The sequence below is a fragment of the Dolichospermum sp. FACHB-1091 genome (genome assembly GCF_014697585.1).
Taxonomy (GTDB): Bacteria; Cyanobacteriota; Cyanobacteriia; order Cyanobacteriales; family Nostocaceae; genus Dolichospermum.
On sequence record NZ_JACJSB010000002.1, the window covers coordinates 159,125 to 180,094 of the forward strand.

Genomic DNA, 20,970 nt, shown 5'->3' on the forward strand with positions numbered 1-20,970 from the left:
TTTTCTTTATGACGCAACAACAACTGCGTATTTATGTCCCACCTCACCCCTTAATTCAGCACTGGTTGGGAGTTGCCCGTGATGTAGCTACGCCATCGGTATTATTTCGTTCTGCTATCACTGAGTTGGGCAGGTGGCTAACTTATGAAGCTACTAGGGAATGGTTGCCCACCCAAGAAACAATAGTCCAGAGTCCCCTAGCTGCCTGTCCAGCGACTTTTATTGACTCTCGCATACCTGTGGCTGTTGTGCCGATTTTGCGGGCTGGTTTGGGCTTATTAGAGGGATCTGCTGGTGTACTACCTTTGGCTTCAATTTATCATGTTGGTTTAGTACGCAATGAAGAAACCCTAGAACCTACTTGTTATTTGAATAAACTCCCCGAAAAATTTGACCCGGAAACCAGGGTATTAATTACCGAACCAATGTTAGCTACAGGAGGTTCTATAATGGCAGTAATGGCGGAATTAACCCAAAGAGGTGTTGATTCCTCTTTAACTCGGATTGTTTCTGTGGTTGCTGCACCTGTGGCTTTACAAAAGTTGGCTGCTGTCTATCCCGGTTTAACCATTTACACCGCTACTATTGACGAAACGGTTAATGATCAGGGGTATATTGTACCAGGATTGGGAGATGCGGGCGATCGCATTTTTGGGACTTAAGCTAGGGTGCAGCTAAGGCTGGAAAATAGCTAAGGTATTTTCAAAGTTGCTTATTTTCTAAAAGGCGGTAAAAATATGAGTCAGCAAGATGGTTTTGGTAGTGGTTTTCTCCTGGGAACATTAATTGGTGGTGTGGTTGGGGGTGTTTTGGGTGCGGTGATTACCTCTAGATTAGACTTAACAGCAAACCCAGAAGAAGATAATGGCCTAACTATTGGCGACAATAATGAACCAGGGGCAAATAGAAAAAGACGAATGCGGGCTTCAGCTAATGAAAATTTAGAAATAGAAGCCACCAGGCGATCGCTCGAAGATAAAATCGCCCAACTTAATGCCACAATTGATGATGTGCGGCAGCAATTGGGAAATGTCAAGAGTATTAATATTGGTAATGAATAACCCAGTGTCAGAATCAGGTGGTTATCTAGGGAAGTCGAGATAATGTCCGAGACTAAAGGATGAACAGGCTGAAGACACAGATTATTTATATCACAAATTACCCATTACCAATTACCAATTACTCATTACCAATTACCAATTACCCATTACCCATTACCCATTACCCATTACCCATTACCCATTACCAGTCTTAACTAGATAACTAGCAACTTAAATTAGTAGTTATATTGTATATTGATTACAAGCCACACAATATGACTTGCACTAAATTAAAATCAATCATGAATCTATGTTTGACATTTAACAGGAAAGTCACCCGGCCATGAATTTACTCATTACAACCCTAGCCACTTTTGTCACCTTTTACAGCTATTTGCTGATTATTCGGGTCTTACTAACTTGGTTTCCCACTGTTGACTGGTCTAGTCAACCATTTGCGGCTTTAAGTCAAATTAGTGACCCCTATTTAAATCTATTTCGTTCCATCATTCCTCCTTTGGGTGGTATGGATTTTTCCCCTATCCTAGCATTTCTGGCCTTGAACATAGTTGGTGATCTTCTGAATAATTTAGCCCGTTTTACCTTAGTCACAGGGTTTTAAGTCACAGTTCACTTACTCAAGATAGTGAGGGTAATTCATAAATTACCTTCACACAGTATATATAAAGTATATCCAAATGTATCCAAAGATTACCTTCTTACTTTACCGCTGAAGCCAGCCGCTTTGAACTGTTTCAATTTCAATGGTAAAGGTTGATTACTAGGTACAGAAATTCTCAATTCAAAATCACTGACTCCTGGGGGAACTTCAGCTATGCCACCGAGACGAGTACGATTTTGTAAGATAGGATCATTATTTCTATCATAAATGCGCCCAAAAATATCCGCATCATAGACGGTTTTATTTGTGCTGTTGTTAGCTTTACCTGTGACGATAAAACAAGTAGCAGAATTTGAACCGCTGCTAGTTACCACTCCAGTCGCTAGTTCTAAAGGACAATCATGGTAGGAAATATCAGATAATTTAATCTGTGTTAAAGCTAAAGCGGTGGGAGTCCCTATCCAGAAAAGTAAACCAATAAAACCAGCAATAACAATGAAGCGAATTGAGTTTAAACGCATAAAATACACCAGTGAAAATTTCTTAAATAGGGCTTGCTGAATAAGTTGTTTGTGAGGGAAGGGAACAGGGAACAGGGAACAGGGAATAGGGAACAGTTTTAACTGTTTTAACTGTTTGGATATCCTCAATTACCTTACAGAACTAACTACAAGCCGCACCCTAACGGTTTCTATGATCAGTATATTTTTGTTATTTAAACCTAATTCTAGACTAATTTCAGGTGCGAGCAATGGCAGGACTTAAGCAACTGATATAATATTCTAACTGGTATTGAGGACTTTAGTCCTGTGTTCGAGATACTAGGAGCTAAAGCCACGATTTTTCTAAGTTGTATACTCAGCGTTAATCCTCACATAATCATAACTCAAATCACAACCCCAGGCTTTACCTGTACCATGACCATTTCCCACACCAACGGAAATTAACACCGTATCTGACTGTAAATACTCACCATGAACCGCTGCTTTTAAATATGCACTAGCTGCGGCCTTATCAAAAGCTAAAGGTTGACCATTTTCAAAGAGTAAAATATCCCCTAATTTAATAGAGAGGTTGTCTTGTTCAAAAGGTACACCAGACCGCCCCGCAGCCGCCGCTATCCGTCCCCAATTCGGATCATGACCAAAAATGGCCGCTTTCACTAAAGACGAGCCAACAATGGTTTTGGCGATTTGTCGGGCTGATAATTCATCATAAGCACCCGAAACCTGTACCTCTATTAAACAAGTTGCACCTTCTCCATCACGGGCGATCGCTTTAGCTAAATGTTGACAGACATAAGTTAACATAGCTTCTAACTTCTCCGCTTCTGCACCCATTTCCGTAATTGCGGGAGTGCGAGATTCACCGTTTGCTAAAGCGATTAAACAATCATTTGTACTCGTATCACCATCCACTGTGATCGAATTAAAACTTCTATCTGCTGCTCTAGTTAACATTTGTTGCCAAAGTGTAGAGGATACAGCAGCATCACAGGTAACAAAAGCTAACATTGTCGCCATATTAGGGTGAATCATTCCCGAACCCTTAGCAATACCACCGATACGCACGGGACGATCATGTATAATAGTTTCTAAAGCAATAGATTTTGTCACTAAATCTGTGGTAATAATTGCCCCTGCGGCTGCATCCGAACCTGTGTCCGAAAGCGCTGCGACTACCTTGGGTATACCATCCCGCAGGATATCCATTTTAATTCTTTGACCAATTACACCTGTAGAAGCTAATAAAATAGATTCCGGGTTAATATTTAATTCCTTCCCTAATAAATCAGCACTTTCTTGAGCGTCCTTAACGCCTTGTTCACCGGTTGCAGCGTTAGCTTGTCCCGCATTACAAAGGATAGCTCTAGCACTATGTTTCCCTTGTAACACTTGCCGACAATAATCTACACAAGCTGCTTTGACATGGCTAGTAGTAAATACACCTGCGGCGATCGCTTCCACATCTGATACAATCAAAGCTAAATCTGGTAATCCCGAAGCCTTTAGTCCTGCTGTAATTCCCGCTGCTTTATATCCTCGTGCTGCTGTCACACCACCTGGAATTATTTGCCAATTTGCCATAATTTTGTCCACAATTATTATATTGCCTTTGTTATTAAAATACATTCTGCTGCTAGTTTGATATCAGCGTCGAGTATTTATGTCTACAGGTAATTTTATCCGTTGATGACAATTTTTTTCTCAAAAAAATTTCGCCTTAAATAAACCGACCCCACCGTAAAGACCATAGGTAATCACAAATTAGGAAATAAATCAAATCATTCCTCTTTATCTGCGTTTGTCTGCGTTTATCTGCGGTTAATTATCCCATAAAATAAAAGAGAGCCACCTGGATAGCTCTCTAAAACCATCAGGGTGCATCTGAACAGCACATTATGTAATTCTAGCGCCAAGGGGTTAAACCCCTTATTTTTAATTTTTGTCAAATAAATCAAATAAATAATGAGTCAAACAATTGTTGTCAAAATCGGTACTTCTAGTCTCACTCAAGCAGAAACAGGACAATTAGCCCTTTCTACCATTGCTACTTTAGCGGAAACTCTCTGTGATTTGAGACAACAGGGACACCGGGTAATTTTAGTTTCCTCTGGTGCTGTGGGAGTGGGTTGTGGACGCTTAGGTTTAACGGAGCGTCCCAAAACTATAGCTTTAAAACAGGCTGTAGCGGCGGTTGGACAGGGGAGATTAATGCGTATATATGATGATTTATTTAGCATAATAAAACAACCGATTGCTCAAGTATTATTAACTAGGGCAGATTTGGTACATCGTAGCCGCTATCTTAACGCCAATAATACTTTTCAAGAATTACTAAATTTGGGAGTAATTCCTATAGTTAATGAAAATGATACAGTAGCGGTAGAAGAATTAAAATTTGGCGATAATGATACCCTGTCTGCATTAGTAGCTAGTTTAGTAGAAGCGGATTGGTTATTTTTATTAACTGATGTTGATAAATTATATTCAGCAAATCCTCGTTGTGTACCCGACGCTAAACCTATTAGCTTAGTTAATAGTATGCAAGAACTAACAGATTTGCAGATTCAAACTGGTGGACAGGGGTCTGGGTGGGGAACTGGAGGTATGATGACTAAAATTTCTGCGGCTAGAATTGCAATCGCGGCGGGTATCCGCACAGTCATTACTCAGGGTCGATTTCCCCGGAACATTGAAAAAATTATTCACGGAGAACTCATCGGGACGCATTTTACACCTCAACCCGAACCAACTTCAGCCCGAAAACGTTGGATAGCCTACGGATTGGTTACTACTGGAAAATTATACTTAGATCAAGGTGCGATCGCCGCTATTACTAAAGGGGGAAAATCTCTGTTAGCAGCAGGAATTAAAGCCCTAGAAGGGGAATTTGACAATCAAGCAGCGGTGCAATTATGTGATAGTAATGGCTATGAAATTGCTAGAGGACTGGTGAATTATAATAGTGAGGAATTACAGCAAATTTGCGGCCGACATTCACGGGAAATTCCCACAATTTTAGGTTACGAGGGGGCTGATACTGTGATTCACCGAGATAATTTAGTTTTGATTTAAATACATCATTTCTAAAAAATACCTCATCGCTTTAAAAGTAATTTATCGAACCACGCCAAGCACGGAGGTAAAAGAGGAATGACGTTGAACTCTGTTCCCTCTTCCCTCTTCCCTCTTCCCTGTTATATGATTATCTTTTGACTTGTTGCTATCTAAAATAGCAGATGTTCCTATGTCTGTAATATATTGTGAATCTACTCCGTTTAATCCCAATTTTTGATAATTCCGTTTCTAGCTGGGGTTTAGAAGCCCGATTATTACGCCAGCTAACATTGATATGGATGTTTATTGGCTTAATTATCCTTTTTTCTGCATCTTATCCTGTTGCTGATGATCGTCAAGGTGACGGTTTATATTATTTCAAGCGTCAAATTCTTTGGGCTATAGCTGGTTTAATTATTTTCAATATCATTGTCAATCTACCATTACGAAAAATTTTGGGGGTTTCTCACTGGTTTTTGATATTTTTCTTGCTGTTGATTTTTGTTACATTAATTCCAGGATTAGGAAAAAAAGCCTTTGACGCGGCTAGGTGGATAGCTATTGGACCAATTCCTATCCAACCATCAGAATTAATTAAACCATTTTTAGTTTTACAAAGTGCAACACTTTTTGGTCAGTGGGAAAAACTTACCTGGGGAATTCGTTTGTCTTGGTTGGGTGTTTTTTGTCTTGTGCTTTTAGGGATTTTAGCCCAACCTAATTTAAGTACAACGGCACTTTGTGGGATGACAATTTGGTTTATTGCCTTAGCGTCAGGAATACCATATAAGTATCTGGGAGGAACGGCTTTTGGTGGTGTGCTTTTAGCATTACTGAGCATTAGCATTAAGGAATATCAACGCAAACGCATTATGTCTTTTATGAATCCTTGGGCTGATGCTACCGGAGATGGTTATCAATTAGTACAAAGTTTATTGGCTGTAGGTTCGGGTCAAACTTGGGGTTCTGGATTTGGACTTTCTCAACAAAAGTTATTCTATTTACCAATTCAAGATACTGATTTTATCTTCGCAATTTTTTCGGAAGAATTTGGTTTTGTTGGGGGTATTTTACTATTACTAATGTTAGCTATATTTGCTACTTTAGGATTAATTATCGCCCTCAAATCCAAAAATCTGACATCCCAATTAGTCGCAATTGGTGTAGTAGTTGTCATGGTTGGACAATCATTATTACATATTGGTGTAACTACAGGTGCGTTACCAACTACAGGTTTACCCCTACCCATGTTTAGCTATGGTGGTAATTCCATGATTGCCAGTTTACTATGTTCTGCTTTATTAATTCGAGTAGCGAGGGAGGGTAGTGAAGCAGAGGTAGTCCCTTTACAAAAAACGCTGTCTGAAAATCGAAGAAGAAGACGAACATTTTAGTTTGACAGGACTTACAGCGATTTCCAATCATATAAGGTACATCTTAGCCCCCTCCTCGCACCCCCCTCAATCCCCCCGCAGCGGGGGGAAGAAAAGGATAAACTTTTGATATTGGAGGGGGTTGGGGGCGGGGTTCTTGTTCCGGGTTTGATGACAATTTGCTGTAGGAACAAGAGAAGTAGGGGTAATTCATGAATTACCCCTACACAAAAATTTAGTTGAGATTTATTAATGTTGGATTGAGGAAGGAAACCCAAGCTACAGGCTGATGGTGATAGGATTAATCCAGTTTAGGTTTGGTTTTGATAAATTCCTTAACAACTTCTTCAACAGGACGAGATTGATTATCCACTTGATAATTCATCTTTTGCATTTCTTCTTCGGAAATTAAACCAGCTAAACGATTAATAACTTCTTTTAATTCTGGATATTTTTGCAGAATTTCCTGATTAAAAATAGGTACAGCTTCATAAGGAGGGAAATATTTTTTATCATCTTCCAAAATTACCAATTTTAAAACTGGAATTAATCCATCTGTTGAATTTGCAGCTATCAAATCTACTTTTTTTTCGGCTAAAGCTTGATACATTAATCCTAATTCCATCGCTTGAGGAGGTTTAGTCAACTTGAAGCCGTAAGTTTTAGCTAAACCTCGATAACCATCTTGACGTTCTAAAAATTCATAGCCAAATCCTGCTTGCCATTGGGGACTGTATTTAGCCGCTTGGGAAAGAGTTTTAATTTGTAACCGTTTAGCATCTTCAGCCCGGATAATCATAGCAAAGGTATTATTAAATCCCAAGGGCTGCATGGCTGCTAATTTAAATTTATGTTCATATTCTTGCTTGACTTTCTCATAAACAAATTGAGGATTACTGTTAGGTTTATCTTTCAATATTGCTGTTAATGCTGTTCCTGTATATTCTACATAGCCAGCAATTTGCCCTGATTGTACAGCTTTATGGGCAATAAAAGTTCCCCCTAAATTAAAACTTCTATTAACTTTTAATTTGGTTTGGGATTCAATTTGTTGCGCTAGTAATTCTCCTAAAATAAATTGTTCTGTGAAATTTTTTGAACCAATGGTGATTGTTGCAGGTTTTTGTTGATAGTTAAAAGCGATTAATCCCGAAATTAGTAATATTAATATTCCCGATATAACTGCAATTCTGCGATTAATTTTAATATTAAATTTAAACTTTTTTTCTGCTTGTGTTATCAGTCTTTTTTCTAACCATCCTAAACCTAAATCTGCACTTAAGGCAATTATAGTAGCAGGTATTGCTCCAGCGAGAATCAATTCATTGTTAACTATAGAAATTCCCCGAAAAATAAATACTCCTAACCCACCTCCTCCAATAGCCGCCCCAATGGTAGCAATACCTACACATATCACTGTGGCTACTCTAATTCCTGCTATAATTACCCCAGAAGCCAGGGGAATTTCTACTTGAAATAGCAATTGCCAATCTGTCATTCCCATGCCTTTTCCGGCTTCTCGAATCGCTGGATCAACCCCATTAATGCCAATATAAGTATTACGAATTAACGGCAGCAAAGCATAGAGAGTTAAGGCGAAAATCGCGGGATTTTTACCAATTCCCCCTACAAATGGCACGGAAATTAGAAAACCAAAAATAGCTAAACTAGGAATAGTTTGAATAGCGCTAGATAAACCTAAAACTAGTCCAGCCAGTTTTGGTTTACGAGTAATGAGAATACCTAAAGGAATACCAATAGAGATAGATATTGCCATGGCGATCGCCACTAATACCAAATGTTCACCACTGCGGAGGAGGATTTCTGGAAAATATTGATTAAAAAGCAAAATTAGCTCCTAAAATTTAGTAAAATTTAAATTGTTTCCCCATTTTCCCAAGCATTCAAACAAGCAATAAAAGCTCTTGCTTCTGGATGTTCAGATTGGAGTAATTCCTCTTTCGTTCCTAAAAAAACTAAATTTCCTGCACACATTAACCCAATGCGATTTGCTAGAAAAAAAGCTTCTTGAATGTCGTGGGTGACAAAAATTACGGTTTTTCCTAACTGCTTTTGTAAATGCTGGAATTGTTGTTGTAATTCTAAACGAGTAATGGGATCAAGTGCGCCAAAAGGCTCATCCATTAATAATATAGGCGGATCTGCGGCTAATGCTCTGGCTACCCCGACGCGCTGACGTTGTCCACCAGAGAGTTGATGAGGATAGCGGTGAGCGAATATTTCCGGCTCCAAATCAACTAATTTTAACATTTGATAGACTCGTTCCTCAATTCGTTGTGGTGTCCACTTTTCTAAAGAGGGGACAAGTCCGATATTTTCTCTAACACTAAAATGGGGAAATAAACCAATATCTTGAATGACATAACCGATACGTCGTCGCAATTTAATTGCATCCCATTTAATTGTAGAATAATACATATCTTCGCCACTAGGATCTCTGACAAAAATCTGTCCTTGGGTGGGAACAAGCAGATGATTAATTAATTTTAACGTGGTGGTTTTTCCGCTACCACTACGCCCTAATAAAACTAGAGCTTCCCCTTGATAAATAGTAAGATTCAAGTGAGATAATAGGTAACGGCCATTTATTTGAAAACTGACATCTTGAAAGTCAACTGCAATTTCTGATGTTGGAGGCATAAGGTTTAGAAAAAAAAGAATTTAATTTAGATAATGTTTTGAATTGTGAAGAACTCGGAGAATTTTTACTGAATCTTCTTGGATTCGGTAAATTAAATAATAATATATCCTGAATTGGAAATTATTAGTTATTTTGTACTTTTCACTCTTCCAGATCGACCCATAAATGGATAATTTTCTAAGAGGATGTCTGAGAAGTATTATATGAAACCCATAATCTCCAAAAACCTAACCCCCCTCCCCCCATTCCCTTGTAGGGAATGGGGTTTTTAAAGCCTCTCCCCTACCAGGGGAGAGGTTTGGAGAGGGGTCTGTTTACACATTAAAAACTTTTAAAACATCCTCTAAGAGGATGTCTGAGAAGTTAAATTTTATTCTCTCCTGGTGCTTATAAACCGCGTCTACACAGGTAAAACCCTTGATTTTTCCTTAGTCCACCTGGGTGGACTTTGTTTGTGTGGTAGCGATTTATAATTGCTGTAAACATTTATTAATAAACTTCTTTGCGTCTTTGCTTTTTACATCTTGGCGCGAAACAAAAAAGCGATCAGTTTGAGTGTTAGACATTGCTTATGATTTTAACCCGGCTTGCGTCTGGCTTCAACTAATATTGCGGATTGTTTAGGATTTATTTTCAATAAACTGACGCTAAATTAGATTAAGAAAATAAATCATCAAGGAGAAACTATGTCAACGAGAAAACCTAGTATTTTGGTGACAGGGGGAGCAGGATATATTGGTTCTCATACGGTGTTAGCCCTCAAGCGAGCCGGTTATGAGGTGGTAATACTTGATAATCTGGTCTATGGACATCGGGATTTGGTGGAACAGGTGTTACAAGTAGAATTGATAGAAGGAGATACAAGCGATCGCACTTTGTTAGATAATCTTTTTCAGAGTCATAATTTTGCCGCAGTTATGCACTTTTCCGCCTATGCTTATGTAGGTGAATCCGTAACAGATCCAGCTAAATATTACCGTAATAATGTTTTAGGAACATTGACATTATTAGAGTCAATGTTAGCAGCTTCTATGAAGAATTTTGTCTTTTCTTCCACTTGTGCCACCTATGGTATACCGAATTTTATTCCCCTGACGGAAGATCATCCCCAAAATCCCATTAATCCCTATGGTACAACTAAATTAATAGTAGAAAAGATATTAACTGATTTTGATGTCGCATATAATTTTAAATCAGTGTGTTTCCGCTATTTTAATGCTGCTGGTGCAAACCCCGAGGGCTTATTAGGAGAAGATCATAATCCCGAAACTCATTTAATACCTTTAGTGTTGCAAACAGCATTAGGTAAACGAGAAGCCATTAGCATTTTTGGTACTAATTATCCTACTCCTGATGGTACTTGTATTCGGGATTATATTCATGTAAATGATTTGGCAGATGCTCATATTTTGGGCTTGGAATATTTATTAAATGGCGGTGAAAGCGAAGTTTTTAACTTAGGGAATGGTAACGGTTTCTCAGTCCGAGAAGTAATTTCTGCGGCGGAAGATGTTACAGGTATGCTAATATCAGTCAAGGAATGCGATCGCCGTGCCGGAGATCCTCCAGCATTAATTGGTACAAGTGAAAAAGCGCGAAAAATCTTGAATTGGCAACCTCAATATCCAGACATTAAAGATATTGTCTCTCACGCTTGGCAATGGCATCAAAAAAGGCATAAATAATGCCATAAATAACGCAACAAGCCCTTGCTTGTTAAGGGTAAATTAGGGTCAAAATCCCCTTTATAAAAGGGGATTTAAGAGGATCTGAAAATATTTGATTGAAAATATTTGATACACCATGAGGCACTTTTAAAACATCCTCTGAGATCGTTTCAAAGATTAGTTTCGTAGTTGCAATTTTATGATATTAGGACTTACGCACAAGTCACGGAATAATGAACCACGAAGGAACGAAGAGAACGAAGAAAAGAGGGTTTGAGAGATATTTTGCGTAAGTCCTGGATATAAAGCAACTATGAACTTTAATTTAAAACTTCTGCAATAATTCCCGAGTTAATTGCATAAATGCCTTAGAACCGGCTGTATTGGGATTGAGTAAACAAACTGGCATGAAACTATCAACGGCTTTGGCAACATTGACATCAACTGGTATTTGGGCTTTACAGATTTTATCTACTCCAAAATCTTCGATGACTCGGTGCATTACCTGTTTATAATATTTGCTATTCAGGATATTTACACTGGACATACTAAAGACTATTCCCAATATCTTAATATCTATTTTTGCTTCCTGTTCATGACTATCTTTTAATTGAGAAATGCGTCTTTCTAAAAGTTGGATTCCTACTACAGATAAGGGTTCTGGTCTAGCTGGGAGAATGTAGAAATCACTTGTAGCTAAAGCACTACGAGTCATGAGATTATAACCGGGAGCGCAATCTAAAAGAATAAAATCATATTCATCGCGCACAGGTTTTAAGATATCTCTAATTAAGACTCTTTCAAAGCGATTCCAGATAGTTTCAAAGTCCTGTTCACCCAATGCTACAGATTGATTATGCAGCATTTCTGAAACCACAAATTCATCATATAAATCTATATCTCCCGGTAATAAATTTAATCCAGGAAGATTACAAACTTGCGGTTGAATAATGTCATGAATGGTAAATTTTGCCTCTGGTTCGGGGTTGATAATTTGATCTAGCAAATATCTCAATGTCTTTCTTTGTTTACGACGTTTGGCAAATTCTACTGGTGACATTAAACTCAGTGTGGCACTAATTTGACTATCTAAATCTAAAACTAGGACTTTTTTTCCGTAATTTTTCGCTAAACAAGTAGCTATATTGACTGTAATAGTGGTTTTACCGACTCCACCTTTCATATTTGCTGTTGCGATTATATGTCCCATTTTATTTCCTCTACTGACGCTTTCCCATTTAGATAGCGTTCATATTATCTAATAGATTTTAACTTTGGTTAGTTTACTCTTTTAGGGGAATGTGGAAAAGTATCAAATGATTTCTAATAGACATCTCCGACAAAAATAGTAGAGACGTTCCATGGAACGTCTCTACTAGGTTATTTACAGCACTTCCCGATGTTATGAGGTACAAGAACCCCACCCCCAACCCCCTCCAATATCAAAAGTTTATCCTTTTCTTCCCCCCGCTGCGGGGGGATTGAGGGGGGTGCGAGGAGGGGGCTTAGGATGTACCTCATAAGAGCGGAAACCCCTGTATTTGGCTAAACTAATGGTAGCTGAATACTTTGTGCTAATAAACTCTGAAGACGTTGCAAGTGCGAACCAACTTGGTAAACTAAATCACCTTTGCCTATCAGATAAGCTGCTACGGTTGATGTTCCACCTAAGATGATTTTTGAATCAGCTTCACTTTTAGTGCTGAGTGCGACCCTTCCAGGTAGGTTAGAACGGATAATTGGGGTGACAATACTCGCTTCTGGACGTTGGGTAGAAATAATTAGATGAATACCTGCGGCTCTTGCCATTGCGCCTAAACGTTTGATACTTTGTTCTAATATGGTGCGAACCTCTTTTTCTGCCATAAAATCAGCATATTCATCAAAAATACAAACAATGCGCGGTAAAATTTGGGAGGAACGTTGATTATAAACTGTTAAATCTGCACATTTAGCTTTTTCAAATTTTTGATAACGAGATTCCATTTCTGCAACTAGTTCTTCCATTAATTCTACAGCGCGATCGCTATCTTTGACAACTGGTGCATATAACCATGACATTTGTTCAAATTCGGGAAATGTTACCCGCTTAGGATCAACTAAAGCAATTTTTAAATGTTGGGGAGAATGACGATAGATTAAACTGAGAAGAAGCGATCGCAAAAATTCACTTTTTCCGCTTCCTGTTGTTCCTCCCACCAAAAAATGACAGGTATTTGGATCTGATAAATCAGCCTCTAACAATTTACCATCAATACTCACCCCAATGGCAATTTTTACGGGTGCTGTTGGGGGTAAAAATTGCTTTTGAATAAAATCTTCAAACTTAGCAATTTGTCTATCTTGACGCGGTAAATCAACACTAACATAACCAGCTTGAGGTGCAATTAAAGGCGGATAATTTAAGCCTAATTGTACTTGTAAATCAGCGGATAATTTGAGAATTGAATTTACTTTTACACCCGAATTTGGTTTAAGTTTGACTCTGATAAATGCTGGACTTACCGCAGCACCATGATACTCAACACCAATACCAAAAGATTGCAAAGTATTAACTAGATCTTCGCCTATTTTATCAGCATTAATAGATGGATCTGGCTTAGGAGGTTCTGTATCTGAATTTTGATCATGATTAGATTCAACATCAAAAAAAGTTTGACATTTTTGTTGTTGGGGACAAATTTCACATAAATGAGGTTGAGTTGTCGCCGGTGGTGGGTTAGGATTGGGAGATTCCCAACTTAACCAGTTTTGCATTTGTAATAGTTTATAGGGAATTAATTGATGAACCGTATTTTCTAACTGTTCCCAAGAATATTTGTACTCTTTAAATTCTGGTAAAACACAATAAACAGCAGAATCAACAGGTGTTTTTTTCTGCTTCGATAACATATAACTATAGAGAGAAACTTGCGCTAATTGTGCTGCTGAATCTACAGGTTGATAGGTTTTAAATTCTACCATACAAAGACGTTTAAGTTCAAAATTAAAAACCAGACAATCAAACTCACCTCTAATTAATTGTTTTGTGCCATTAGGTAAATCAAAGTAATATTCTAAATTGTGTTCTCCAGAAATAAAAGTATTTTGAATAACTGTTTCCGCACTGCAATAACGACGATTGATGATCAACAATTCAGTAAACTTTTTAATTAATCCTTGTAAACCTTGCCAAACTTGTAATAATATAGGTGCTTTACTTCCGTCTTGTACAATTGTATTTTGTAAATAGGGAAAGAACTTAATTTGATAGAATAATTGTTGAATTTCCGATGTAATTTGATCTACATTTAATTCTGTTGTAGATGGATTAAATAAACTTTTAAATCTGGGTTCAATCAGCAGTAAATTAATAAAATCATCTGCTAATTTATGAAAAACATTACCAACACCCCCAAGAGTATCTTTAGGAGAGAATATTGCTTTACAATTAAAATGGTGATTGAGATAAAATAGTCGAGGACATTCAAAAGCTAATCTAACTTTAGTGGGAGTTAAAGAGGAATTTTCAGATTTGTGATCTACCATATTAAATACACGACTGATAACATCAGGATTGGATATTTCAAGCAAGCGATAATGAACAGCAGCGAGATAAACAGTATCCATAGCTGCATAGTTTAACTGTTTTTGAGTCAGGGGACGTTTTCCCCAATCACTTGTTCCTTCTTCTGCGTCTACATGAGAAAATTGACAGAGTTCAGCAGCTAGAGTTTTTAGTTTTAAGTTGGTAGTTTGTAAAACTTCTTTAGTGATTTTTCTCGCTATTTTTAAAGTACAAGTGACATTTTGTGCTAGTTCCTTCCCTAAATATTTTAAATCAAAACCAGCATTATGAAAAACTTTCTCAATTTTGGAATTAACCATAATTTGGTTAATGAAATATACAGCCAAATCAGGCTTATCTAAAACATCAAAAATGTAAGCAGATTCACCAGTTAAATCTGTATAATCAGCTAATACCTGAATTAGTGCTAATTTTGGTTTATCGGTATACCAATCAGCAATTTCCGTATCTATCCATAGGGTTTTATATAGGGACAGTTGGAAAATTTGCTGGTAAATTTCAGAAGCTTCTGTCAGGTAGTGCATTGGCTGATATAAAAAATGTGCTGGATAGATTACTTGTGAGGAACTAAACAAATTAATTGAGCTTCTGGCTTGGCTTTGGGGTCAAGAATTTGAATTTTATTTTCCTCACATAGTTGTTGAATCAATACATTAATTTGATCTTCGTTAACTGTAGGAAAGTTGCTAATAGCATTGTCAATTAAAGTTGGTTTTCCTAAAAAATGTTGAGTTTTAACTAGATCGAATAAGTAATCTTTACATTCTGTTAATTCTATTACTTTTGGTGGCGGTGTGATTATTATAGGTTTAATCTTTTTAAAGATTCCCAAATCTTGTAATAGAGAACAACCTTCTAAGATTTTAGACTCACGAATTAGTTCTTGTAAACTCTTGAAGTTGAGGTTTTTACTTCCTATTACCAAGTCTCCCTCACGAGCATCTTTTACTAAGTTGTGATATGTAACCAAGTAATGAACAGAATTAATATGTGGGGTGATGTGACGATGGGGAGAACCTGTAAAAAACTTTGTATAGCTTTGATAGCCTTTGTTCTTGGTATTACCTAATACTTCTGCACGAATGAGGTATAGGGTTAAGGTTGAATCTTCTTTAGCTGCTTTTTTGCACGCTTCCATAACATGAAAAAAAGTAGTCATACTACCATCTTCTGTCCAGACAACTCCTAAAAGTCTAGATTTATCTGACAATTTATATTCTAGTGAATAACTAGCATATTTTGTACCTGTAAACAGTGGATATTTAACTCCCTCTACGTGCAAAGTTTCTAAAACATCTTGCAGCATCTTAATTAAATCCGGTGCAGAAAAATGGCGAATTTTAGTAATTTGGTGCTGAACTTTATTAAATTCATTGAGCCATTTCAATTTAAAAGCTGCAAGTAATTCTGAAGGGTCATCTTTTTTTACACTTAAGTCAGGTTTAAACTCACCTTTACTACCACCAACCAACCATTCCTTATATTGTTGAATTACATCTTTCCCAAATATTATTATCTCTCTAGGTTTAGTTTTTCCTCCTGGAAATTCTTCCTCTAGATATTGGCGAGTTAAAGGGTAAATAGGAGATGATGGTTGAGAATGTGCTTGAAGGTGTAGAGAATAAAGACGAGATGATAAAAGTGATTCAGCTTGGGTCAAACTAATACTTTTTAAATAAATTCTTTCATCAATACGATCTTTGTGACTTTGATCAATTCGAGATTTATTTTGTTCCCAAGTATTAGTTCCTATGCTGATAATGATCAGAAAGTTACCATTTTCGCCACTAATTATAGTATTGACGTTGAATAACGCTTGTAAATTTTGTCTTCCGTCAGGTAAAAGAGCAATACTTTCTAATTGGTCGAAACACAGGACAATTGGTTGAGTATCACCAGCAATTCTGCTAAAATTTCTTAGATTTTCTCTTGCAGCTTCTTCTGTATCAATTGATTTTTTAATCCCTAAAGTTTTTAGAGAATCTTCACTTAAGTCATCACCTCGTAACCACTCGCAAGCTAATGGATAGAGTTCCGTATCAGTCAAATCATGCAGGACACCAAAAAAAACATCCGCATTGTAGATAGAGATACCTGCTTTTTTGTAGATATCCCTGAGTTTATTAATAAATTTTCCCCGCTCATTTCGCAGCAAATCAAGTACATCATCTTTGAAAATACTGTCTTTAACACTGCGTTCCTTGATAGAGGTTAATACATTTTCTACCCAAAGTAATAATTGAGAATCTTTTTGTCCCTCTGGAACTTGTACCAAACTATCAACCGTATATCGCAAAATATGCCGCCAAATTCTATCAGTTTCAGTAAATGGCGGAATATAGACAAAAAATGCCTTATGATTGAATTTCTTTTTGAGTCTACCCAATAAATAAGTCTTGCCACAACCAGCATCACCATCAAGTATTATAGTGCGTGTATTATGATCTTGAACAACTTGATCAAGTGTTGTTTCAATTTTAGTGATCGCTTCTTGATGGATAGAATCAACCGTAGGTTCTGGTTGTTGTTTATGCCAAAAGTTGACTGACCTAATATTACCAAAGGGGTTAATACTCCTGAGAATAATCTCATCAATAGATGTCATAAGCTTGCTCTTTAATTCTCTGTAAGTTGAATGAAAAATAATGGACTTCCTGAACGCTGGCTAATTCCGGCGTTAACTTGATCTGGGGTATATACTTCAGCGTGAATAAGCCCTCGCAGTTCAATTTGATCAGTCTTTTGCAACCTATACAACGCCTGATCTAAATCATCTCGTAATAAAGGTGGTTGTAATTTTTGTCGTAAATGGAAAATTGGTAAATAATTCTCTGTCCCCAATTCCCGATCTAATTTCTTGATAGTCTCTAAAATTTCTTCATCACTAATATTGCTATTAATATCAGAATATGATTCCACATTATCAGAATTATCAGAAACTAAAGTAGAAACTTTTTCTGACTTAACTCGCAAATTCTTCCGTAAAAACTGCACATAATTACCCAGCAAATCTAAACTAATAACAGGCTTATTACCTTTATTGGGAACATATTCATCCCGCAAAAACTCAATTCCTCTTTCTGTTAACCAAACTTCAGCCTTAGCCCTTTTCATCTTAATTTCAGCAGTAATCAAACCCCGTTCACTCAAGGTTTTTAAGATTACATCTCTTTCATCAGATTTTAGTCCTGAAACTTTGATTTCACTGGGGGCTATTTTTCCAGAACTTTTACTTATCTTCTCCAGTACCTTGAGTTCTTGATTATCAATAGGTAACTGTGTAGAGTCAAGTTTCAATAGTGCTTGACCAGCAGGTAAAATCTTCACCGTAGCAACTTCACGGGAATAGTCCACATATTCCAATTCTCCCAAATCTCGACAAATTTTGTTTTTTTCACTTTTAAAACCATCAAGAATGTTAGAACTCAAGCCAGTACGATAATTAGCACATCCTAACAGCATTAATAGAAACTTTAACTGATTTGTATCCATGCGGGTAATCTTGCTGTATTTGACACCTCTCCCATAGTAACTCAATGTGTATGATTTTCATAGGTTATATGTTGCAAATTTTTATTACTTCCTGAAGAGAAGTCTACCTTCGCAACTAACGCGCAATCTCCCAAACTCCTGTTTTCTCGTTTCCTCTGTATCCTCAAGTCCTTAGCTGCGATCTTATTTATACGTAGGTATGAGGATGAAAAAATATATTTTTCTAAAAATATTTTATACAGATAGTAAATAATTTCCACCAAAAAGCGAGATTTATATGTATCATCTTTTAGATAACCAGATCATCCAGAAATATTACCCCATATACCAGGTAAAATCATGAATAATTACAGCCATTGTCCGCGCAATTATCTACTGCAAAAACCAGTAAATAAAGATCAAATCAAACAAAAAGAATTATGTGATTTTTGTTGGAATGAATATTGTTTTTGTTGGTCAGAATACTGTTTAAATGAATGGTACGAACTGCAAATAAAACATGACAATTTAAAAAATAGACATCATACCAAAGACAGGAACTAAAATAGACAGGACTTACGCAAAATATTCCTCAAACCCTCATTTCTCTGTGTTCTCTGTGCCTGGAGTGGTTAGTTATTCCGTGACCCCTGCGTAATTCCTAAAAAAATGCGATCGCTACCCTCACGAATGTGCGAATGTATATATTACTAAAAGCCGATGATGGGATTTGAACCCACGACCTACTGATTACGAATCAGTTGCTCTACCCCTGAGCCACATCGGCGTACACAGTCAAACATCATAACATAATTTATTGATGATAGAACCAAATTCTCCAAATAATCTCAAACCTCAACAATATGAGCGTTTAAAAGCCGAAGTAGCCGCACCCTACCGGGGGTTAAGGCAATTTATCTATATCAGCGTGGGCGCTTCGGGTTTTATTGGTGCATTTGTTTTCTTTTTCCAACTCCTAGCCGGGCGCGATATTGAACAAGCCCTGCCAAATTTCGCAATCCAGCTAGGAGTAATTGGGTTAATGGTGTTTTTCTGGAAATGGGAAAATAAAAGGCGTAAATGACAGACAAGAGGCAGAAGACAAAATAATATTTCTCCTCTGCACCTCTCCTTAACTACTTAGTAGTTACAATATACTGAGAAGCAATAGGTTGAACACGACCAGCATTAACCAAGGCTTGATAGACAAAGGCCGCAATTTCGGCTCTAGTTGCTTGACGCTTAGGGGCAAGCTCTTTCACGTTTGGATAGTTAATGACTAATTGCCGTGAAGTTGCTGCGGCCACAGGACCTGCTGCATAACTGGGAATTTGACTAGCATCAGTGTAGAATTTGATTGCATTCTGATTACTGGCAGTTAAACCCAAACCATTTGCTAAAGCCACTATTGCCTGGACTCTTTGAATTTGTTGTTCTGGTTTAAAGGTTAGGTCAGGATAGCCGGTCAGGAATGGACTACTAGAAGCGGCTTGAATAGCACCATAACCCCAATAATTACTTTTTACATCTTTAAAGGTAATGGCATTGCGTGTAGCTGAGGGTTTAAAGGCTTTGTTGATAATGGCAGCGAATTGGGCGCGAGTGACGGGTTCATTGGGTTTAAAATTGCCATCTGGAAAACCAGCGATAATACCTTGAGAAGCTAAAGCTTCGATGTAAGCTTTTGCCCAATAACCTGTTTGCACATCTTTAAACGCCACTTTACCAGTATTTCCGGTATTGTTATTGTTATCGGGAGGTGTAGTCACCGTAGCAGCAATAAAATCAACAGAACCGGATATCTTCTTCTGGTTAATATCGTTACCAATGGCCGTAATCTTGCCTTTAGTGGAATTGTTCAGATCATAACGAGCGTTATCACGGATGAGATTACCACCAGGATTGCTGCTAGTACCGAGGTCAGGGGAGGCATTAATGGTAGCGACTATACCATCCTGTATATTATTGCGAATTGCGTTTTTACGGAGTATAGGTTTTGCCGTTTCCGAAATATACAAACCACTCTTATTTTGAGTAATGTTGTTAGCCTCTAACAGGGGTGTGGAACTACCGCCAATTGCTACACCGAAACCAGTATCCTGAAATAAGTTACCACGAATCGAACCTTGTGCTGATTTAGTTACGGAAATGCCCTGACCCCCGTTTTTCAGAAAGATATTACTTTCAATTTGGGGATTAGCATTACCAGTAAGATAAATCCCATCTCTATTGCTGTTAGTAAAGGTACTGTTTTTGATAACAGGGTTACTTGATTCTACCCATACAGCACTTCCCCGTGAATTGGGATTGGTAAAAGTTAACCCTCTAATGATAGTATTATCGTTAGCTAACAGTGTAATATCCTGTTTAGCCCAAGTGCGACTGGTGTAAAAACCACCACCATTGATTAAGATACCTTGACCTTTGTTAGTTTCATTACCTTGAAGTGTCACGCCTGAGTTGAGGACAAGGGGAAATGTTTCCCCAGTATCTTTACTATAAGTACCGGGGGCAACTTGAACTACTGTTCCGGGTTGAGCCTTGGACAGAGCAAAGGTAATTGTTTTATAAGGCGCTGCTGCGGTTCCAGCGCCAGCGATATCTTGTCCTGTAGCTGAGTTAACGTAAATGACGGTGGCTGTAGCCGGGGCTTGGGCTGTTAAAATTGGGTTAGGACTAGCCTTAACTTGATTAGATACCAGAGTAGAATTACCAGCAATTAATAACAAAGCTGTAAGGCTGGCTTGCAAGGATAAACTAGGAATGTGGAAACCCTGATTTTTCATTTTCTTACTGAATTGTGTGTTTAATAATGGTACTTTCACAAGAGTCTCAGGTGACAGATTGAATTCTGTAACAACATAAGACAAACTATACCCGATGATTGGCAATTTTTTAGCTAGAATTATAATTAAAAAAAATCACGGAACTTAACGCTCCCGTATGCTTCAGTGGTTATTGCCCCCCATTGTTGCATTTTTGGGTAGTTTTTCAGCCAGAAAATCAA

The 20,970-nt window shown here is 37.6% G+C and carries 17 protein-coding genes and 1 tRNA gene; 8 read left to right on the forward strand and 10 right to left on the reverse strand.

What is annotated here, in order from left to right; translation table 11 throughout:
* The first annotated feature begins 8 nt into the window (after positions 1-8).
* From upp to H6G25_RS01800, 4 genes are all read left to right on the forward strand, one after another.
* On the forward strand, positions 9-662 hold the full coding sequence (gene upp / locus H6G25_RS01790; RefSeq protein ID WP_190391025.1) for a uracil phosphoribosyltransferase: 654 nt from the start codon (positions 9-11) through the stop codon (positions 660-662).
* Positions 663-737: 75 nt separating this feature from the next.
* Complete coding sequence (locus tag H6G25_RS01795; protein WP_168360351.1) at positions 738-1,061, forward strand: hypothetical protein; 324 nt, start codon at positions 738-740, stop codon at positions 1,059-1,061.
* A gap of 59 nt (positions 1,062-1,120) precedes the next feature.
* Complete coding sequence (locus H6G25_RS21460) at positions 1,121-1,255, forward strand: hypothetical protein (protein WP_277881625.1); 135 nt, start codon at positions 1,121-1,123, stop codon at positions 1,253-1,255.
* Between the two features lie 128 nt (positions 1,256-1,383).
* Positions 1,384-1,662: a YggT family protein gene (locus tag H6G25_RS01800; protein WP_190391026.1), complete on the forward strand. Its 279-nt coding sequence runs from the start codon at positions 1,384-1,386 to the stop codon at positions 1,660-1,662.
* An 89-nt stretch (positions 1,663-1,751) separates the two neighbouring features.
* Here the strand turns inward: H6G25_RS01800 and H6G25_RS01805 are convergent, their stop codons facing one another.
* Together H6G25_RS01805 and argJ are read right to left on the reverse strand one after the other, a co-directional pair.
* Positions 1,752-2,183, reverse strand: coding sequence for a hypothetical protein (locus tag H6G25_RS01805; protein WP_190391027.1), 432 nt, complete (start codon positions 2,181-2,183; stop codon positions 1,752-1,754).
* A gap of 324 nt (positions 2,184-2,507) precedes the next feature.
* Positions 2,508-3,749, reverse strand: a complete 1,242-nt coding sequence (gene argJ, locus H6G25_RS01810) for a bifunctional ornithine acetyltransferase/N-acetylglutamate synthase (RefSeq protein WP_190391028.1) — start codon at positions 3,747-3,749, stop codon at positions 2,508-2,510.
* 381 nt (positions 3,750-4,130) lie between these two features.
* Between argJ and proB the strand changes: the two genes are divergently transcribed.
* Together proB and H6G25_RS01820 are read left to right on the forward strand one after the other, a co-directional pair.
* Positions 4,131-5,240, forward strand: a complete 1,110-nt coding sequence (proB, locus tag H6G25_RS01815) for a glutamate 5-kinase (RefSeq protein ID WP_190391029.1) — start codon at positions 4,131-4,133, stop codon at positions 5,238-5,240.
* Positions 5,241-5,428: 188 nt separating this feature from the next.
* Positions 5,429-6,616, forward strand: coding sequence for an FtsW/RodA/SpoVE family cell cycle protein (locus tag H6G25_RS01820; protein WP_190391030.1), 1,188 nt, complete (start codon positions 5,429-5,431; stop codon positions 6,614-6,616).
* A 280-nt stretch (positions 6,617-6,896) separates the two neighbouring features.
* On the opposite strand, the gene H6G25_RS01825 is transcribed toward H6G25_RS01820, so the two are convergent.
* Positions 6,897-8,444, reverse strand: coding sequence for a glycine betaine ABC transporter substrate-binding protein (locus H6G25_RS01825; protein WP_190391031.1), 1,548 nt, complete (start codon positions 8,442-8,444; stop codon positions 6,897-6,899).
* A gap of 26 nt (positions 8,445-8,470) precedes the next feature.
* Positions 8,471-9,256 carry an ATP-binding cassette domain-containing protein gene (locus H6G25_RS01830; RefSeq protein WP_190391032.1) on the reverse strand — a complete coding sequence of 262 codons (786 nt, stop codon included), beginning with the start codon at positions 9,254-9,256 and terminating at the stop codon, positions 8,471-8,473.
* A gap of 687 nt (positions 9,257-9,943) precedes the next feature.
* Here H6G25_RS01830 and galE point away from each other — a divergent pair.
* Positions 9,944-10,942 carry a UDP-glucose 4-epimerase GalE gene (gene galE / locus H6G25_RS01835; protein ID WP_190391033.1) on the forward strand — a complete coding sequence of 333 codons (999 nt, stop codon included), beginning with the start codon at positions 9,944-9,946 and terminating at the stop codon, positions 10,940-10,942.
* A gap of 307 nt (positions 10,943-11,249) precedes the next feature.
* Here galE and H6G25_RS01840 read toward each other — a convergent pair whose 3' ends face one another.
* From H6G25_RS01840 to H6G25_RS01865, 5 genes are all read right to left on the reverse strand, one after another.
* The gene (locus H6G25_RS01840; RefSeq protein ID WP_190391034.1) at positions 11,250-12,134 is read right to left on the reverse strand and encodes a ParA family protein; all 885 of its coding nucleotides are present in this window, start codon (positions 12,132-12,134) and stop codon (positions 11,250-11,252) included.
* Positions 12,135-12,469: 335 nt separating this feature from the next.
* Complete coding sequence (locus H6G25_RS01845) at positions 12,470-15,016, reverse strand: DNA translocase FtsK (protein WP_190391035.1); 2,547 nt, start codon at positions 15,014-15,016, stop codon at positions 12,470-12,472.
* A 29-nt stretch (positions 15,017-15,045) separates the two neighbouring features.
* Positions 15,046-17,097 (reverse strand): ATP-binding protein, encoded by a 2,052-nt coding sequence (locus tag H6G25_RS01850; protein WP_190391036.1) that lies wholly within the window; start codon positions 17,095-17,097, stop codon positions 15,046-15,048.
* 11 nt (positions 17,098-17,108) lie between these two features.
* A complete protein-coding gene (locus H6G25_RS01855) occupies positions 17,109-17,984 on the reverse strand; it encodes a transcription factor RcaD (RefSeq protein ID WP_190391037.1) in 876 nt (291 codons plus the stop codon).
* A gap of 694 nt (positions 17,985-18,678) precedes the next feature.
* Positions 18,679-18,750: transfer RNA gene (locus H6G25_RS01865), tRNA-Thr, on the reverse strand.
* Between the two features lie 33 nt (positions 18,751-18,783).
* Here H6G25_RS01865 and H6G25_RS01870 point away from each other — a divergent pair.
* On the forward strand, positions 18,784-19,047 hold the full coding sequence (locus tag H6G25_RS01870; protein WP_190391039.1) for a DUF3493 domain-containing protein: 264 nt from the start codon (positions 18,784-18,786) through the stop codon (positions 19,045-19,047).
* A 52-nt stretch (positions 19,048-19,099) separates the two neighbouring features.
* Here the strand turns inward: H6G25_RS01870 and H6G25_RS01875 are convergent, their stop codons facing one another.
* Complete coding sequence (locus tag H6G25_RS01875) at positions 19,100-20,749, reverse strand: DUF1565 domain-containing protein (RefSeq protein WP_190391040.1); 1,650 nt, start codon at positions 20,747-20,749, stop codon at positions 19,100-19,102.
* Between the last annotated feature and the right edge of the window lie 221 nt (positions 20,750-20,970).

Coding starts and splice junctions, on each gene's coding strand:
- upp (WP_190391025.1), top strand. CDS start 9: ATGACGCAACAACAACTGCGTATTTATGTCCCACCTCACCCCTTAATT.
- galE (WP_190391033.1), top strand. CDS start 9,944: ATGTCAACGAGAAAACCTAGTATTTTGGTGACAGGGGGAGCAGGATAT.
- H6G25_RS01855 (WP_190391037.1), bottom strand. CDS start 17,984: ATGGATACAAATCAGTTAAAGTTTCTATTAATGCTGTTAGGATGTGCT.
- proB (WP_190391029.1), top strand. CDS start 4,131: ATGAGTCAAACAATTGTTGTCAAAATCGGTACTTCTAGTCTCACTCAA.
- argJ (WP_190391028.1), bottom strand. CDS start 3,749: ATGGCAAATTGGCAAATAATTCCAGGTGGTGTGACAGCAGCACGAGGA.
- H6G25_RS01850 (WP_190391036.1), bottom strand. CDS start 17,097: ATGACATCTATTGATGAGATTATTCTCAGGAGTATTAACCCCTTTGGT.
- H6G25_RS01830 (WP_190391032.1), bottom strand. CDS start 9,256: ATGCCTCCAACATCAGAAATTGCAGTTGACTTTCAAGATGTCAGTTTT.
- H6G25_RS01875 (WP_190391040.1), bottom strand. CDS start 20,749: ATGAAAAATCAGGGTTTCCACATTCCTAGTTTATCCTTGCAAGCCAGC.
- H6G25_RS21460 (WP_277881625.1), top strand. CDS start 1,121: ATGAACAGGCTGAAGACACAGATTATTTATATCACAAATTACCCATTA.
- H6G25_RS01805 (WP_190391027.1), bottom strand. CDS start 2,183: ATGCGTTTAAACTCAATTCGCTTCATTGTTATTGCTGGTTTTATTGGT.
- H6G25_RS01870 (WP_190391039.1), top strand. CDS start 18,784: ATGATAGAACCAAATTCTCCAAATAATCTCAAACCTCAACAATATGAG.
- H6G25_RS01840 (WP_190391034.1), bottom strand. CDS start 12,134: ATGGGACATATAATCGCAACAGCAAATATGAAAGGTGGAGTCGGTAAA.
- H6G25_RS01845 (WP_190391035.1), bottom strand. CDS start 15,016: ATGCACTACCTGACAGAAGCTTCTGAAATTTACCAGCAAATTTTCCAA.
- H6G25_RS01800 (WP_190391026.1), top strand. CDS start 1,384: ATGAATTTACTCATTACAACCCTAGCCACTTTTGTCACCTTTTACAGC.
- H6G25_RS01795 (WP_168360351.1), top strand. CDS start 738: ATGAGTCAGCAAGATGGTTTTGGTAGTGGTTTTCTCCTGGGAACATTA.